Genomic DNA, 15,971 nt, shown 5'->3' with positions numbered 1-15,971 from the left:
ACGCAGGCACCGACAAACGTCAGAGCGCGAGCTGCAAGCGCTGTCCCGCGTGGCGCCAGTAGACCGATCCGAACCGCGTGTCCAGCCGCAGCCAAGCCGAGTGCGCTCGGATCCGCACCACTTCGTCGCCCTGAATGGCGAGCCGGTCGGTTTTCGCGCGGATCGGCCGCCCGGTGCGCGTCGTGACGAAACCCATGGCCGTCAACGCGAACACGCAGCGCAGCGGCACTTGCGCTGTCAGCCCCTCCCCGTCCGGCCCTTCCCCGTCCGACGTCGCGGTCACCACGACCGAGTCGAGCAGCGAGGGCGGCGGTCCTTGCGGCCCGGCGTGCTCCTCGATCAGCGCCATGCCGCGTTGCGCGAGGTCCACGAGTTCTCGGACCGGCACGTCGTCCACCTGCGCGAACCCGTCTTCCGGGGGCAGCGACCCCTTCCACGACGAGTCGAACCCCCAGCCGAGCGGAGCCTCGCGGGATCCTTCTGCCGCGAGGGAGTCTCGCAGCTCGGCCGCGTCCACCACGATGTCCGCCGGGCGCACCTCGCCGACGGCGGAGCGCGTGGCGAGCACGTCGAAACCGGTCTGCGCCCACGCTCCGACCCGCCCGCCCGCCCGGGCTTTCAGCCGCACCACCGCCGAAGGGTCCAGGCGCACGGCGGCCGCGGCGAACCTCGAAAGATCCGCCGCGGCTGCCGCGTCCGCCAGCTGCAGAGCGCGTTCCTCGTTCACTGCTGCGATTTCCTTTCCTTGCCGCGCCGCCGCAGCACGGCAGGGGCCGTTGCGATGACGACGATAGCCGCGATGGTCCAGGCGAACGGCCAGAAGCCGAGTTCGTCGACTCGGCTTTCGAGCCAGCCCTGCGCCGAGCCCGCCGCTTCGACGATCGGGTTCCTGGGATCGCCGTCGTAGAAGAACAGCCGGATCTCGTAGTACCCGTAGTAGGCGACGTAGAGCCCGGTCAACAGGACGACCGCCCCGGCGGCCCGGTTGATGTGCGGCAGCAGGCCCCGGATCTTCGCCGAGACGGACGAGCCGAACAAAGCGACCGCGAGCGCCACCGCCCCGACCGTGACGGCCATGCCGCCCGCGTACGCGACGAAGGCTAGCACCCCGGTCAGCAGCGACCCGCGCTGGAACGTCGCGCCGACCACGGCGAGGAACGGGGCCACGGTGCAGGACAGCGAGGCGACGGCGTAGCCCAGGCCGTAGCCGTACATCGAGCCGAGCCGGGCGGTCGGCTTGCCGCTCGCCGTTTTGGGCAGCATCACCACGACGTCCCTGCCGGAAAGGAGCCAGACCCCCATCGCGATCAGCAGCGCGCCGACGACGACCGTGCCGAACGGCAGGTACTTCTGCGCCGACGCGAGCACGGGCGAGATCACCAGGCCGAAGAGGCCGAACACGGTGAGGAACCCCGCCGCCATCGCCACAGTCGCGGCTCCGGCCCGGAGCACGGCCCGCCAGCGCGAGTCGTCCTGCCCGCTCCCCGCGATGACGAGGCCGAGGTAGCCCGGCAGGAACGCGAAGCCGCATGGGTTCAGCGCGGCCACGAGCCCTGCCCCGAGGGCCAAGCTGAGCGCGGTTTCGCCGTTCATCGCCGGTCGATCGCGGCGATCCGGCGGTTCAGCTCCTCTTCGGACAGGGAGTCCTTGACGACCTCGACAGACCCGTTCGGCCCGACGAACGCGTACGCGGGCTGGCGGGTGATCCCGAACTGGGCCCACACCTTGCTGTCCGCGTCGTTGAGCTGGGTGAACGTCAGACTGTGCTTCGAGACGAAGTCCTGCAGCGCGGGCAACGAGTCCCGCGCGCCGACCCCGACGAACGCCACGCCCGGATGCGCAGCGGCGACCTTGGCGACCATCGCTGCCTCTCGCTGGCACGTCGGGCACCACGGGGCCCAGAACCACAGCACGGCGGGCTTGCCCGCGAGGGTCTCGCCGGAGAAGTCCGCCCCGTCGAGAGTCTTCGCGCTGAAGCGGAGCTGCGCGGGAGCCGCGTGCCCCGCCGCCGAGGCCGCTGCGGGGTTCGAGCCCCCGGCGGGGTCCGCGTGGGAGCACCCGGCTGAGGCGAACGCCGCGAGGACTGGCACGAGAGCGACGAATCGGTTGATCGACATAACCTGCCTTTCCGCAGAGCCAGTCTAGTCAGACGGCGCTCCCGGCGAGACCGGGGCGAGGCTTCGCGGCTACTTCCCGCTCGATCCTGGGCTCGACCCGCTGCCACTGGTGCTGTAGGAACGGGCTCCGGTGCCCGCGAGCTTGCCGCCGTCCACGATGAGGTACTCGTCGCGGATCGGCGCGCCCGCGAGCCAGGACTCGAGGATCTCCCGAGTCCCTGCGGCGTACCGGGCCTGCGCCGAGAGCGTCGTGCCCGAGACGTGCGGGGTCATCCCGCTCCACGGCATCGTGCGCCACGGGTGGTCGGGTGCGGGCGGCTGCGGGTACCAGACGTCGCCCGCGTACCCGGCGAGCTGGCCGGACTCGAGCGCGCGGACCACCGCGCCGGTGTCCATGATCGCGCCTCTGGCGGTGTTCACGATGTACGAGCCGCGCTTCATCGTGCCGATGAGCGCGTCGTCGAAGAGGTGGTGGGTCTCGGGCACGAGCGGCGCGTGGACGTCCACGATGTCCACCGCGCGCACCAGCGAGGGGATGTCCGGGTAGAACGTGAGGCCCAGCTCCTCCTCGACTTCGGCGGACAGGCGGTGCTTGTCGGTGTACGCCAGCTTCACGTCGAAGGGCTTGAGCCTGCGCAAGACGGCGAGGCCGATCCGGCCCGCCGCGATCACGCCGACGGTCATGCCTTCGAGGTCGTAGGCGCGCTCCACCGAGTCGGCGATGTTCCAGCCCCGCTTCTCGGCGACCCACGCGTGCGACGGCAGGTAGTTGCGCACCAAAGCAAGGATCTGCATGACCGCGTGTTCGGCGACGCTGATCGAGTTGCTGAAGGTGACCTCGGCGACGGTGATGCCGCGCGCGATGGCGGCGTTGAGGTCCACGTGGTCCGAGCCGATGCCCGCCGTGATCGCGAGCTTGAGGTTCGGAGCCGCCGCGATCCGCTCGGCGGTGAGGTAGGCGGGCCAGAACGGCTGCGAGATCACCACGTCCGCGTCGGCCAGCTCGCGGTCGAGCGCGGAATCCGGCCCCTCCTTGTCCGAGGTGACCACGAGCGTGTGGCCCTGGGCTTCGAGGAACTTCCGCAAGCCCAGCTCGCCGGTCACGCTGCCCAGCAGCTGGCCGGGGACGAAGTCGATCGCGGACGGGGTCGGCGCGCTCTGCCCTCCGGGGTAGCTCGCGATGACCGGGATGTCGTCGCGGGCGTACGTCGTGGGATACCCGTCCACCGGGTCCGGGTAAAGGACGGCAACGATTTTCGCCATGGTCTCCAGCTCCTCACTGTTGGTTTCTTGCTCGGAATCCAGCGTCGTCCCGCTCCGCCGCCGCGTCCAATACGATCTGTCAAGGCTCTGATAGGCAATTCCGATGAAAGGAGGCAGCAGTGCAGTTGCGCCAACTCGAATACTTCGTGACGCTGGCCGCCGAGCGGCATTTCACCAAAGCCGCCGAACTCTGCCACGTCTCACAGCCGGCGTTCTCCGAGGCGCTGGCCAAACTGGAGCGCGAGCTCGGCGTCCCGCTGGTCCGGCGCGGGCACGCCTTTGAGGGGCTCACCCCCGAGGGCGAGCGGCTGCTCGTCTGGGCGCGCAGGCTCCTGGCCGACCACGACGCGATGCGCGCGGAGGCTGTCGCATTGCGCGCGGGCGTGTCCGGGCAGGCGCGGATCGGAACCGTGCCGGGAGCCTCCGTCGCCGCGACCCGGCTCATCGCGCCGTTCTGCGCCCGCCATCCGCTCGCCACCGTGCGCCTCGAAACACATTTGGCCTCAGCCGAGCTGCTGCGACGAGTGCGCGAGTTCGAGCTGGACGCGGGGGTCACCTTCCTCGACGAGAGCACGGCGGGCCTGCCCTCGCTGCCGCTCTACGAGGAGCGCTACGTGCTGCTCGCCCCTCGTCGGCTCCTCGCGGCGGAGACCGGCTCGATCACGTGGGCCCAGGCCAGCGCGCTGCCGATGGCCGCGCTGGTCGCCGGTATGCGCGGGCGGGCGCTGGTGGACGAAGCCTGCGCGAAGGCCGGAGTCTCGATAAGCGTCCATGTCGAGACCGATTCGCTCGATTCGCTCTGCGCGCTGGCGGGCACCGGGCGCTGGTCCACAGTGGCCCCTGCTTCGTGGGCCCAGGCGTGGGAACTCGGCGGCGACACGGCCGTCATCCCGCTGGTCGAGCCTGCCGTGGTCACCCGGATGGGGCTGGTGTTCGCGGCAGGCTCGCCGACTCCCCCGCTCACCAAGGCGCTCGTGGAGGCGGCGCGGGGGCTGCGGCTCAGCTGATCCGGGCCGCCAGCGCCTCTGCGCGCCAGCGGTCCTTGTCCTCGCGGGAGGCGAAGCTTGCTTCGAACGAGTTGAGCGCCAACTGCCGCACGTCCTCGTCCGTGAGCGCCAGCGCCGCGCGCACGGCCGCGAAATTGTCGTCCACATGGCCGCCGAAGTACGCCGGATCGTCGCTGTTCACCGTGACCAGAAGCCCCGCGTCCAGCATGGCCTTGAGCGGATGCTCCGCGAGCGAGCCGACCCCTTTGAGGCAGAGATTGGAGAGCGGGCAGACCGTCAGCGGCACCCGGTCCGCGCGCAGCCGGGCCACCAGCTCCGGATCGGCGAGCGAGCGCACGCCGTGGTCGATCCGTTCCACCCCGAGGACGTCGAGCGCCTCCCACACGTAATCAGGCCCGGCCTCCTCCCCCGCGTGCGCGACTTTGCGCAGGCCTTCGCCCGAGGCGATCTCGTAGACGCGTTTGAACATGCGCGGCGGGTGGCCGACTTCCGCGGAGTCCAGACCGACCCCGATGAAGTGCTCGCGGAATTTCAACGCCGCGCGCAACGTTTCTTCGGCCGCTTCGGGGCCGAGGTCGCGCAGGAAGCACAGGATGAGGTCGGCGGAGATCGGCGCGTCGGCGACCGCGGCGGCGAAGCCCTCGATGACCGCCTCGAATCCGATCCCGTTGTTCAGATGCGTCTGCGGGTCGAAGAACACTTCGGCCCGGCGCACTCCTGCGGCTTCGGCACGACGCAGGTAGGCGGCCATGAGGTCGTAGAAATCCGTCGGCTCGCGCAGCACGGCGAGGTTCGCGTAGTACACGTCGAGGAACGACTGCAGATTCGTGAAATGGCGGTAGCGCTCGGTCAGCGCGGCGGCGTCGTACGTCGGCAGCGCCACATCGTTGCGCCGCGCGAGCGCGACGAGGAGATCGGCTTCCAATGTCCCCTCGACGTGGACGTGCAGTTCGGCGACGGGCAGCGGGGTCATCGCCCAACTGTAGCCGCCCGACCGGCGGGCCGTGCGGCGAACTCCCCTGCGCGCATATACCCCAAGGGGGTATAGTGTTGGGGTCGCGGCGCGCCGCCGCGCGGAACAGATCGAGGAGGCAGTCAGCATGGAACTATGGGGCGCGATCACGCGCGCACTGGCATTGGCGGGGTCGATGGCCTGGGAAATCCTCTGGGCGCTCATCCTTGGGTTCACGCTCTCGGCCATCGTGCAGGCAGCGGTCAGCAAAGCGACGATCGTGCGGCTCATGGGCGACGACCGCCCTCGGACCCTGGCGGTGGCCTCCGTCCTCGGAGCCGCGTCGTCGTCCTGCTCGTACGCGGCGGTCGCCCTCGCCCGCTCGCTGTTCCGCAAAGGCGCGAACTTCACCGCCGCCATGGCCTTCGAGATCGCCTCGACCAACCTGGTGGTCGAGCTTGGCGTCGTCCTCGCGCTGCTGATGGGCTGGCAGTTCGCCGCGGCCGAGTTCGTCGGCGGGCCGATCATGATCGTGCTGCTCGCCGTGCTCTTCCGGCTCTTCCTGCGCAAACGGCTGGTCGAGAAGGCCCGCGAGCAGGCGGAGCTCGGCGTCGCCGGGTCGATGGAGGGGCACGCCGCGATGGACATGTCGGTCGGCGGCGAGGTCGGGTTTTGGCGGCGGCTCGCCTCCGCCAAAGGCTTCACCGCCGTCTCGCACGTCTTCGTCATGGAGTGGGCGGCGATCCTGCGGGATCTGATCGTGGGCCTGTTGATCGCGGGCGCGGTCGCCGCGTGGGTGCCGGAATCGTTCTGGCGGGCGTTCTTCTTCACCGACCACCCCGTCGGCTCCGCGCTGTGGGGCCCCCTGGTCGGGCCGGTCGTCGCGGTGCTCGCCTTCGTCTGCTCCATCGGCAACGTGCCCTTGGCCGCGGTGCTCTGGACCGGCGGCATCAGCTTCGGCGGAATCGTGGCGTTCATCTTCGCCGACCTTTTGATCCTGCCGATCTTGAACATCTACCGCAAGTACTACGGGATGCGCATGGCGTTGGCGCTCACCGCCATGTTCTACGCCGCCGCCGTCGGGGCCGGATACCTCGTCGAGCTCATCTTCGGCTCGGCGGGCCTCATCCCCGCCGAGCGGTCGGCCATGGTGATGGAGGAAGGCGTCTCATGGAACTACACCACCTGGCTGAACATCGCCCTGCTCCTCGTCGCGGCCGCGTTGACGGCGCGGTTCTTCGCCACCGGCGGCCTGCCCATGCTGCGCATGATGGGCGGCAGCCCCGACGCGGAGCACGACCACGCCTGCCACGGCGAGCACCACTGAGCCGCTGGGCTCAGTAGGAGCCTCGGCCCATGGACCGCACCCAGCGGACCGCGACCGAGACGGCCGCGAGATCGCTCGCGCCCCCGCGGTCGTCGGAGGCCGAGGCTCCGGCGCTGTCGAAAACCGAGGCGAGCGCGTTCTGGGCGCGGCTGACCCTTGTCGAGTTCCGGGCCCGCCAATCGGCGATCTGCTCGCTGACGGGCTCGTCGGGGTCCGAGTCCGTCAGCACGTCCAGGCTGAGCGTGCGCATCGCGCTGTACAGCTCCTCTCGCAACGCCGATCGCGCCTTGACCTGCCATTGGTTCTTCACCGGCAGCAGGGCCGCGAGATTGAGCACCCGGTCCACGCCGAGTTCGGAGCCGAGCCGGAAGTACAGTTCGGCGACCTCCTCGCCCGAGCGGTCCGTCAGCTCCGCGACGTCCACAATGTCGAGCAGGCGGAACTCATAGGCCAGCCGGGCCACCCGCGCGGCGAGATCCTCGGACGCGCCGAGACGGAGCAACCCGGCCTCGTCCGCCCGATAGCCCGCCGCGTCGTCGCCGTGCAGCCAACCCGGCACGCGCTCTTTGAGCCGCGCCACCTCCGGCGCGTAACGGGCGATCTCCGAGCGCACCGCGAGCGGCTGCGGACGGTTCGCCACCAACCACCTGCCCGCCCGGTCGAGGAGCCGGCGCGCCTCGACGAGGACTTGGTCGGCCGCCGAGGCGGGCACGCCGTGCTGGCGCACCGACCCGAGCACCTCTGGCAGGGCGAAAATCTCCACCGCCGCCGAGAAAGCGCGCGCCACGTCCGGCGCGGACACCCCGGACTCCTCCGCCATGCGGAACGCGAACGTCGTCCCGCCGATGTCCACGATGTCGTTCGCGAGCTGGGTGGCGACGATCTGCCTGCGCAGCGCGTGCGAGCCCACGGCCGCCTCCGCCTGCGGGCCGATTCCGGAAGGGAAGTAGGACCGTAGCTTGGAGTCGTAGATCTCGTTGTCGGGCAGATCGCTGTCCAGCAGGTCGTGTTTCAGGCTCAGCTTCGCGTACGCCAGCAGCACCGCCAGCTCGGGAGAGGTGAGCCCCTCCCCCGCCGCCGCGCGCTCGCGCAGCTCCTCGCCGCTCGGCAAGAACTCGACCGCACGGTCCAGCCTGCCCAGGTCGACCAGCTCTTGGATCTGCCTGGCGTGCACGTCCACGTATTCCGCCGAGGTGCGCCTGCCGACGCCGAGCTCGTTGTTCTGCGCGACGTTGTCCGCGAGCACCAGCTCGCCGACCTCTTCGGTGAGGGATTCGAGCAGCAGCCGGCGCTGGTCCTCTGGCAGTTGCCCGGCGGCTGGGGTGAGCTGGCTCAGGAGGATCTTGATGTTCACCTCGTGGTCCGAGCAGTCCACGCCGGCGGAATTGTCGATGGCGTCGGTGTTGATCCGCCCGCCCGCGCGGGCGTACTCGATCCTGCCGAGCTGGGTCACCCCGAGGTTCCCGCCCTCGCCGACCACCTTGGCCCGCACGTCGCGCCCGTCCACCCGCACGTCGTCGTTGCTCTTGTCGCCGACCTCCGCCTCGGACTGGCCGCTCGACTTGATGTAGGTGCCGATCCCGCCGTTCCACAAGAGGTCGACCGGAGCCTTGAGGATCGCCTGGATGACCTCGGGGGGAGAAAGCTCGGCGACGCCGTCCGGGAGGCCGAGCGCCGCGCGGGCCTGCGGGCTCAGCGGCACCGCCTTCACGCTGCGCGGCCACACCCCGCCGCCCTCGCTGATCAGCGAGGCGTCGTAATCGGCCCACGAAGAGCGGGGCAGCCCGAAGAGGCGTTTGCGCTCCGAGAACGATCTGCGGGGGTCCGGGTCCGGGTCGAGGAACACATGGCGGTGGTCGAACGCAGCGAGCAGCTTGATGTGCGGGCTGCGCAGCATCCCGTTGCCGAACACGTCGCCCGACATGTCGCCGATCCCGACCACGGTGAAGTCGGTCTCCTGCGGGTCGATCCCCAGCTCCCAGAAGTGCCGCTTCACGCTCTCCCAGGCTCCGCGCGCCGTGATGCCCATGGCCTTGTGGTCGTAGCCGACCGAGCCGCCCGAGGCGAACGCGTCGCCCAGCCAGAACCCGTAGCCCTTGGCGATCTCGTTCGCCGTGTCGGAGAAGGTCGCGGTGCCCTTGTCCGCGGCGACGACCAGGTACGGGTCGTCGCCGTCGCGGCGCACCACGCCCGGCGGGCCGGCGACCTCCCGAGTCGTCGGGTCGATGTTGTCGGTCAGGTCCAGGAGCCCGCCGATGAACAGCTTGTAGCAGGCGACGCCCTCCTCGCGCAACGCCTCCGGGGCCACGTGCCGTTTGACCACGAACCCGCCTTTCGCCCCGACCGGGACGATGACGGCGTTCTTCGCGGTCTGCGCCTTCGCCAGGCCGAGGATCTCGGTGCGGAAATCCGAGAGCCGGTCCGACCACCGGATGCCGCCGCGCGCCACCGCGCCGAAGCGCAGATGCACCCCTTCCACCCTCGGGGAGGAGACGAACACCTCGTACTGCGGCACCGGCTTTGGCAGGTCTTTGAACGAGAGGTCGGCGAGCGTCCGGGGCGCGAGCTTCAGCGCGATCACATCCGCGGCTCGGAAGAAGTTCGTCCGCAAAGTCGCCTCGATCAAGTCGAGGTACGCCTGCAGGATCCGGTCCTCGTCCAAGGAGATCACCGAGGCCAGCGCCTCGCGCAACGCCGAGAGCGCCTGCTCCCTCGCCTCGCTGGAGGCTTCCTGGGGGCTGAACGTCGCGAGGAACAGGCGCACCAGGAGCGCGGCGGTGTCGGCGTAGCGGACGAGCACCCGGCTGATGTGGTTCGCCGGGTAGGGGAAGTCGATCTGGCGCAGGTACTGCGCGTAGGCGCGCAGCAGGGCGACCTCCCGCCAGTTGAGCCCCGCCCGCAACGTGAGCACGCCCAGCTCGTCGGCCTCGGCCTCGCCCCGCCAGAGCGCCTCGAAAGCCTCGACGAGTTTCGCGCGGACCTCGGGGTCCGCCAGGCGCACGCCCGTCTCGACGTCGTCCGGCCGCAGGCCGAACTGGTAGATCCAGCACTCCGCGCCGTCCGACCGGCGCACCTCGTACGGCTTCTCGTACAGCGTGGTGAGCCCGAGGCTCGTCGTCAACGGCAGGATCATGCTCACCGTCACCGGCCCGCCCCGGACGTACAGCGTCAGCGCCGCTTCGGCCCCGTTCCGATGGGCCACGTCGACCGGGTCAAGGCGCGCCCGGACCTCGCCCTCGGACAGCGCCTCGAGCGCCGCGACGTCCTCCGCCGCCTCCGTCGGCGTGAAGTCCTCCCGGTACGCGGCGGGCAGCGCCTTCGCGTACCACTGCGCCGCTTTCGGCGACAGCCCGGCCTCGTCCGCGAGCCGGTCCGTCCACGTCCTGGTCTCGGCGGCGAGGAGCCCTTGGATCCGCGCCTCGTTGGCCGCCGAGCAGTCCGGCCGGACGGAGAAGGGCCCCCGGACGGTGAAGAACACCCAGGCGAGCGCGGATTCGGTCACCCGCGCGGTGTAGTCGATGCTCGCTCCCCCCAGCTCGCGCACCAGGATGTCCTGCATCGCCAGGCGCACGGCGGTGGTGTAGCGGTCCTGCGGCAGCCGCGTCCACGCCAGCACGCGCTCGCCGAGCGGATCCTCGCGCAAAAAGAGCCGCAAGCTGCGCCGCGCGTCGATGGACAGCGTCGAGGACGCGATCTTGTGCAGCGTGTCGAGGTCCGCCGAGAAGAGCTCCGGGCGCGGCAGCCCGGAGATGACTTCGAGGATCTGCTGGCCGGAGTGCGAGCCGAGCGCCACCCCCGAGCGCGCCAAGATCTCCAGCGCCCGCTCCGCGACCACCGGGATGTCCAGGATGTTCTCGTAGACGGCGGACACGGGGAACATCCCGAGGAAGCGGTGCTCCCTGCGCGGCGCGCCTTGGGGGTCGATCTCCCGCACCATGACGATGTACGGGTGGCGCAGCGCGCCGACGGTGGAGGGCCGGGGGCTTTGCGCCACCGCGAGGACCTGCCCGCCAGTCGGCGCGAAGGCGGGGGCTGCGCCAGGGGCGGGCGGGGCGATCGGCTCGAGCGCGCCGCCGCGCAGCACGCCGAGGCCGCTGTCCGCGTCCGGCCACCACTGCCCGCCCATGTCCGGGTCGTAGGACCGGTAGCCGAGGAGGACGAAATGCTCCTCGGCCAGCCACCGCAACAGACGGGAGGTGCTCGAAAGCTCGGCTCCCACCCCTTGGCGCGGCAGCGCGTCCGCGAGCTGGGCCAAGTGGTCGAGCATCATCGAATGGTCGGCGCTGACCTGCCGCACGTCGCGAAGCACGCCGGGCAGTTCGGCCCCGATGGCGGCGACGGCCTCGTCCGATGTGTCCTCCCCGAGCGTGACCTGGATCCACGACTCCTTGAACGCGTACGTCGCGGCTGCCTCGTCGAGGACCACGTCCACGAGGTTCCCCGAACCGTCCCTGCGCACGGCGAGGATCGGGTGGTCCAGCCCTGTGATCCTCGCCCCGGACGACTCCACGAGGGAGGAGACCGACTGCACGAGCAGGGGCATGTCGTCGGTGACGACGAAGATCTTCGGGACCGCGCCGAACCGCGCCGCCCACGCCCGGTCGGCTCCAGTGTGACGCGCCATGCCGAGGCTGATGTGGTCGAGGACGGACTGCAGGTCGGGCTCGGCCGACTCCGTGTACGCCTTCGCGAGATCGTTGAGCCAGTACCGCTGCTCCGGGGAGAGGTCGCCGAGCGACCGGCCCAGCTGCGCGAGATCAATCCGCATCGACACCGCTCTCCCCTTCCCCCTGCCCGTGCTCATGGGCCTGGTAGAGCATGATCAAATTTCCGCCTTGATCGTCGAAAACAGCTGCGAAACCGTCGCCGACGTCCGAGGGCTCCGAGGCGAACCGGACTCCCGCTCCGCTGAGCCGAGCGTGCTCCGCTTTGAGATCGTCGACAAAGAACATCGTATATGGAATCCCCGCTTCGTACAGGGCTCGTTTGTACGTCTTCGCGGCCTCGAGCCCGGCGGGCTCGAGGAGCAGCTGCACGACGGGGCTCCCGTCCGGGAGACGAGGGGCGTCCGGGGCGGCCAGGGTCAGCCAGCGCGCGCCTCCCGCCGGGACGTCCGCATGCTTGACGAAACCGAGCACCTCGGTGTAGAAGCGCTCCGCTTGCTCCTGGTCGTCCACGATGATGTTGGTGATCCCCACGCGGATGCTCACGTGCGCGCCTCCTCAGGTTCCGCCGTTTCTTCAGTGCCTAGGCAAGTTCCGCCTGCAAGTTCTCGTCCAGCACGGAGAGGAACTCCTCCGTGGTGAGCCAGCCCTGGTCGCCGCCGACCAAAAGGGCGAGGTCCTTGGTCATCTTCCCGTCCTCGATGGTCCGCACCACCACGTCTTCGAGCTTGTGCGCGAAGCCTTCGACCTCGCGGGTGCCGTCGAGCCTGCCCCGGTGCGCCAGGCCACGGGTCCAGGCGAAGATCGAGGCCACCGGGTTGGTGGAGGTGGGCTTGCCCTGCTGGTACTGGCGGTAGTGCCGGGTCACGGTGCCGTGCGCGGCCTCGGACTCGCAGATCTTGCCGTCCGGGGTGAGCAGCACCGAGGTCATCAGGCCCAACGAGCCGAAGCCCTGCGCCACGGTGTCGGACTGCACGTCGCCGTCGTAGTTCTTGCAGGCCCAGACGTAGCCGCCCTCCCATTTGAGGGCCGAGGCCACCATGTCGTCGATGAGCCGGTGCTCGTAGGTGAGCCCCGCCGCGTCGAACTCCGCCTTGAACTCCTTCTCGTAGACCTCCTGGAAGACGTCCTTGAACAAGCCGTCGTACGCCTTGAGGATGGTGTTCTTCGTGGAGAGGTACACCGGGTAGTTCTGCTGCAGGCCGTAGTTGAGCGAGGCCCTCGCGAAGTCGACGATCGACTGGGTGAAGTTGTACATGCCCATCACCACGCCGCCTTGCTCGGGCATCTTGACGACTTCGTGCTGGATCGGCTCCCCGCCGTCGGATGGCGTGTAGGTGATGGTGACCGTGCCGGGGCCGGGGACCTTGAAGTCCGTCGCGCGGTACTGGTCGCCGAAGGCGTGGCGGCCGATGATGATCGGCTTGGTCCAGCCCGGCACCAGCCTCGGCACCGACTTGATGATGATGGGGGCGCGGAAGATCGTGCCGCCAAGGATGTTGCGGATGGTCCCGTTCGGGGACTTCCACATCTTCTTCAGGCCGAATTCCACCACGCGCGCCTCGTCCGGGGTGATGGTCGCGCATTTGACCCCGACGCCGTGGCGCTTGATCGCCTCGGCCGCTTCGACGGTCACCTGGTCGTCGGTGGCGTCCCGGTGCTCGATCCCCAAGTCGTAATATTCCAGGTCGATGTCCAAGTAGGGATAGATGAGCTTGTCTTTGATGAACTTCCAGATAATGCGTGTCATCTCGTCGCCGTCAAGTTCCACGACGACGCCCTCTACCTTGATCTTGGACATTCGGTGCCCGGCCCTCCTGGGATCGGTGTGCGTCAAATCTGCGCCGGGGTGTGGCGCCTGACGTTTTCAACTTACCCCGTCCTCACGCCACGCCCGGACAGACCCCGCGCCGCCATGGCCCCCGTCACGATGGGCTATGATGTTCCCAGGTCAAGAGTGCTAGCGAGAAGCCCCGGCTGGCTAGTCGGCAACCCCCGTACCGCGGTGGGGTGCTCCGGGTGAGGACCTGGCCCACCTGCGCAAACGCAGGCGGCAAGCGCGGGTCCCCGGACGAGGGGACTCAGGGAGGCTGGTCGCGCGAGATCGGCGGACGCAGCAAGGAGGCCGTGACATGTGGTATCCCTCTCAACGCAACACCCTCGATATTTTGGAGCGCCCGTGACCGACACCTTCACCGCAGCCGACACCTCGAACTGGAGCTTCGAGACCAAGCAGATCCACGCAGGTCAGACCCCAGATTCGCAGACTTACGCCAGGGCGTTGCCGATCTACCAGACCACCTCGTACGTCTTCCGCGACACCGACCACGCGGCGGCCCTGTTCGCGCTCTCCCCGGAAGGGCACGCCTACACCCGGCTCTCCAACCCGACGACCACGGTGGTCGAGGAGCGGATCGCGGCCCTCGAAGGCGGCGTCGCCGCGCTGCTGCTGAGCTCGGGCCAGGCCGCCGAGTCCATCGCGCTCCTCAACCTCGCCGAGGCGGGCGGCCACATCGTGTCGAGCCCCCGGCTCTACGGCGGCACGCAGAACCTCCTGCAGCACACCCTGCCCAAGCTCGGGATCGAGGTCGACTTCGTCGAGGACCCGGACAACCTTGACCACTGGCGCGCCGCGATCCGCCCGAACACCAAGGCGTTCTTCGGCGAGAGCATCTCCAACCCCCGCAACGACGTCTTCGACATCCCCGGAGTCTCCTCGGTCGCGCACGAGCACGGCATCGCGCTGGTGGTGGACAACACCGTCGCCACCCCGTACCTGCTCAACCCGCTCGCGCACGGAGCCGATGTCGTGGTGCACTCGGCGACGAAATACCTCGGCGGGCACGGCTCCGCGATTGCGGGCGTTCTGATCGACGGCGGCACGTTCGACTGGACTTCGGGCCGCTATCCCCAGTTCACCGAGCCGGACCCGAGCTACCACGGCCTCGTGTGGGCCGAGCAGGGCCCGCCCGCGTACGCGCTCAAGGCCCGCACCCAGTTCCTGCGCGACCTGGGGCCTGCGCTCTCCCCCTTCAACGCGTTCCTCATCGCCCAGGGGCTGGAGACGCTCAGCCTCCGCGTGGAGCGGCACGTCGCCAACGCGCAGCGGGTGGCCCAGTTCCTCGCGGACCACTCGCAGGTGCTGTCGGTCAACTACGCCGGGCTGCCCTCCTCGCCGTGGCACGAGCGGGCGAAGCAGCTCCTGCCGAAGGGCCAGGGCGCGGTCCTCGCCTTCGAGATCGACGGCGGCCTCGAAGCCGGGAAACGATTCGTCAACGCCCTGCAGCTGCACAGCCACGTCGCGAATATCGGCGACGTGCGCTCCTTGGTCATCCACCCGGCTTCAACCACGCACTCCCAGCTGCCTCCCCAGGCCCAGCTGCAGGCGGGGGTCACCCCTGGCCTCGTGCGGCTCGCAGTCGGCCTCGAAGGCATCGACGACATCCTCGCCGACCTGCAGCTCGGGTTCAAGGCGGCCGCCGGTTGACCATCACCGCCTCCTTCCCGCGCGACCTCCTGGACCGGACCCCCTCCTCGTGGACACACCGTCCGGACGGGGAGCCGCAGCGCGCCTTGGTCGGCTCGGTCGCGCTCGATCGTGGCGGAGCGCTGTCCGAGGTCGTGATCGCGTTCCGCCGTTGGGGCAAGCCCACGCCGAACTTGGACAACGTCGTGCTCGTGCTGCACGCGCTCACCGGCGACGACAACGTCGCCGGCGCGGACGAGCCGGACGGGCACCGCCCAGGCTGGTGGGACGGCACAGTCGGACGCGGAGCCGTCTTGGACACGAACCGTTGGTGCGTCGTCGCCGCCAACGTCCTCGGCGGGTGCAACGGGTCGACCGGGCCGTCTTCCCCTGCGGCGGACGGGCGGGCGTGGGGCTCGCGCTTCCCCCGGATCACCGTCCGCGACCAGGTCCGCGCCGAAGTCGCGCTGGCCGACGTCCTCGGGATCCAGCGGTTCGCGAGCGTCATCGGCGGCTCCATGGGCGGAGCCCGCGCGCTGGAATGGCTCGTCGGCCATCCCGAGAGGGTCGCGAGCGGGCTCGTCCTCGCGGTCGGCGCCCGGGCCTCGGCGGACCAGATCGGCACGCAAACCGCGCAGATCCAAGCCATCGAGGCCGATCCGGACTGGCACGGCGGCGACTATTACGACACCGGACGCGTCCCGCTCGTCGGCATGGGGATCGCCCGCCGCTTCGCGCATCTCACCTACCGGTCCGAGGCCGAGCTCGACGAGCGGTTCCAGAACACCCCGCAAGGCGACGAGGAGCCGCTGTGGCGGGGCCGCTACGCCATCTCCAGCTATCTGGACCATCAGGCGCGCAAGCTCGCCGTCCGGTTCGACCCAGGCAGCTACGTCGCGCTTTCCGGGTCGCTCAACCACCACGACGTTGGCCGGGGCCGGGGCGGGGTCGAGGCTGCGCTCGCGGGATGCGCCGTCCCGACCGTGGTCGCCGGAATCGACAGCGACCGGCTCTACCCGCTCCACCAGCAGGCGCAGATCGCGAAGCATTTGGCCGCCGCGTCCCCCCTGCGCGTCATCCACTCCCAATTCGGCCACGACGGGTTCCTGGTCGAAGCCGAAGCGGTGGGCAAGCTGATCGCGGAGACGCTGACGCTCGCCGAGCGGGGCTAGACG

Annotated in this window: 12 protein-coding genes and 1 riboswitch; of the genes, 4 read left to right on the top strand and 8 right to left on the bottom strand. The window is 69.8% G+C overall.

All coding sequences use genetic code 11. The features are described from left to right. Positions 1-19: 19 nt before the first annotated feature. The 4 genes from HMPREF9336_RS08570 to HMPREF9336_RS08555 form a co-directional block, all read right to left on the bottom strand. Entirely contained in the window at positions 20-727 is a 708-nt protein-coding gene (locus HMPREF9336_RS08570; protein WP_007470937.1) for a DUF8185 domain-containing protein, read from the bottom strand. Then, the gene (locus tag HMPREF9336_RS08565) at positions 724-1,593 is read right to left on the bottom strand and encodes a cytochrome c biogenesis CcdA family protein (RefSeq protein WP_007470936.1); all 870 of its coding nucleotides are present in this window, start codon (positions 1,591-1,593) and stop codon (positions 724-726) included. The genes HMPREF9336_RS08570 and HMPREF9336_RS08565 overlap by 4 nt, the downstream gene beginning before the upstream one ends. After that, positions 1,590-2,117 (bottom strand): thiol:disulfide interchange protein, encoded by a 528-nt coding sequence (locus tag HMPREF9336_RS08560; protein ID WP_007470934.1) that lies wholly within the window; start codon positions 2,115-2,117, stop codon positions 1,590-1,592. Before HMPREF9336_RS08560 ends, HMPREF9336_RS08565 begins: the two co-directional genes overlap by 4 nt. Positions 2,118-2,186: 69 nt before the next feature. Further along, positions 2,187-3,380, bottom strand: a complete 1,194-nt coding sequence (locus HMPREF9336_RS08555) for an NAD-dependent formate dehydrogenase (RefSeq protein WP_007470932.1) — start codon at positions 3,378-3,380, stop codon at positions 2,187-2,189. A 119-nt stretch (positions 3,381-3,499) separates the two neighbouring features. On the opposite strand from HMPREF9336_RS08555, the gene HMPREF9336_RS08550 reads away from it, so the two are divergent. Next, positions 3,500-4,387 (top strand): LysR family transcriptional regulator, encoded by an 888-nt coding sequence (locus HMPREF9336_RS08550; RefSeq protein ID WP_007470930.1) that lies wholly within the window; start codon positions 3,500-3,502, stop codon positions 4,385-4,387. Here the strand turns inward: HMPREF9336_RS08550 and HMPREF9336_RS08545 are convergent. Continuing rightward, positions 4,380-5,360, bottom strand: coding sequence for an adenosine deaminase (locus HMPREF9336_RS08545; protein ID WP_007470927.1), 981 nt, complete (start codon positions 5,358-5,360; stop codon positions 4,380-4,382). The two genes, HMPREF9336_RS08550 and HMPREF9336_RS08545, sit on opposite strands and share 8 nt — an antisense overlap. Positions 5,361-5,487: 127 nt before the next feature. Between HMPREF9336_RS08545 and HMPREF9336_RS08540 the strand changes: the two genes are divergently transcribed. Then, positions 5,488-6,666, top strand: coding sequence for a permease (locus HMPREF9336_RS08540; RefSeq protein WP_007470925.1), 1,179 nt, complete (start codon positions 5,488-5,490; stop codon positions 6,664-6,666). A 10-nt stretch (positions 6,667-6,676) separates the two neighbouring features. Here the strand turns inward: HMPREF9336_RS08540 and HMPREF9336_RS08535 are convergent, their stop codons facing one another. From HMPREF9336_RS08535 to HMPREF9336_RS08525, 3 genes are read right to left on the bottom strand one after another with little or no spacing between them, the layout of a single operon-like run. Beyond that, the gene (locus HMPREF9336_RS08535) at positions 6,677-11,434 is read right to left on the bottom strand and encodes an NAD-glutamate dehydrogenase (protein ID WP_021030368.1); all 4,758 of its coding nucleotides are present in this window, start codon (positions 11,432-11,434) and stop codon (positions 6,677-6,679) included. Beyond that, the gene (locus HMPREF9336_RS08530) at positions 11,424-11,870 is read right to left on the bottom strand and encodes a glyoxalase/bleomycin resistance/extradiol dioxygenase family protein (protein ID WP_051357315.1); all 447 of its coding nucleotides are present in this window, start codon (positions 11,868-11,870) and stop codon (positions 11,424-11,426) included. The genes HMPREF9336_RS08535 and HMPREF9336_RS08530 overlap by 11 nt, the downstream gene beginning before the upstream one ends. A 43-nt stretch (positions 11,871-11,913) precedes the next feature. Continuing rightward, a complete protein-coding gene (locus tag HMPREF9336_RS08525) occupies positions 11,914-13,131 on the bottom strand; it encodes an NADP-dependent isocitrate dehydrogenase (RefSeq protein ID WP_007470915.1) in 1,218 nt (405 codons plus the stop codon). A 148-nt stretch (positions 13,132-13,279) separates the two neighbouring features. After that, positions 13,280-13,396, top strand: a riboswitch (SAM riboswitch). 113 nt (positions 13,397-13,509) lie between these two features. Between HMPREF9336_RS08525 and HMPREF9336_RS08520 the strand changes: the two genes are divergently transcribed. Then, positions 13,510-14,817, top strand: coding sequence for a bifunctional o-acetylhomoserine/o-acetylserine sulfhydrylase (locus tag HMPREF9336_RS08520; protein WP_007470912.1), 1,308 nt, complete (start codon positions 13,510-13,512; stop codon positions 14,815-14,817). Further along, positions 14,814-15,968: a homoserine O-acetyltransferase MetX gene (metX, locus tag HMPREF9336_RS08515; protein ID WP_007470909.1), complete on the top strand. Its 1,155-nt coding sequence runs from the start codon at positions 14,814-14,816 to the stop codon at positions 15,966-15,968. The genes HMPREF9336_RS08520 and metX overlap by 4 nt, the downstream gene beginning before the upstream one ends. Positions 15,969-15,971 lie beyond the last annotated feature (3 nt).

Source organism: Segniliparus rugosus ATCC BAA-974 (assembly GCF_000185725.2).
GTDB classification, from domain to species: domain Bacteria; phylum Actinomycetota; class Actinomycetes; order Mycobacteriales; family Mycobacteriaceae; genus Segniliparus; species Segniliparus rugosus.
Note: the sequence above shows the minus strand (reverse complement) of the source record. Positions and strands in the feature narration are given on the sequence as shown.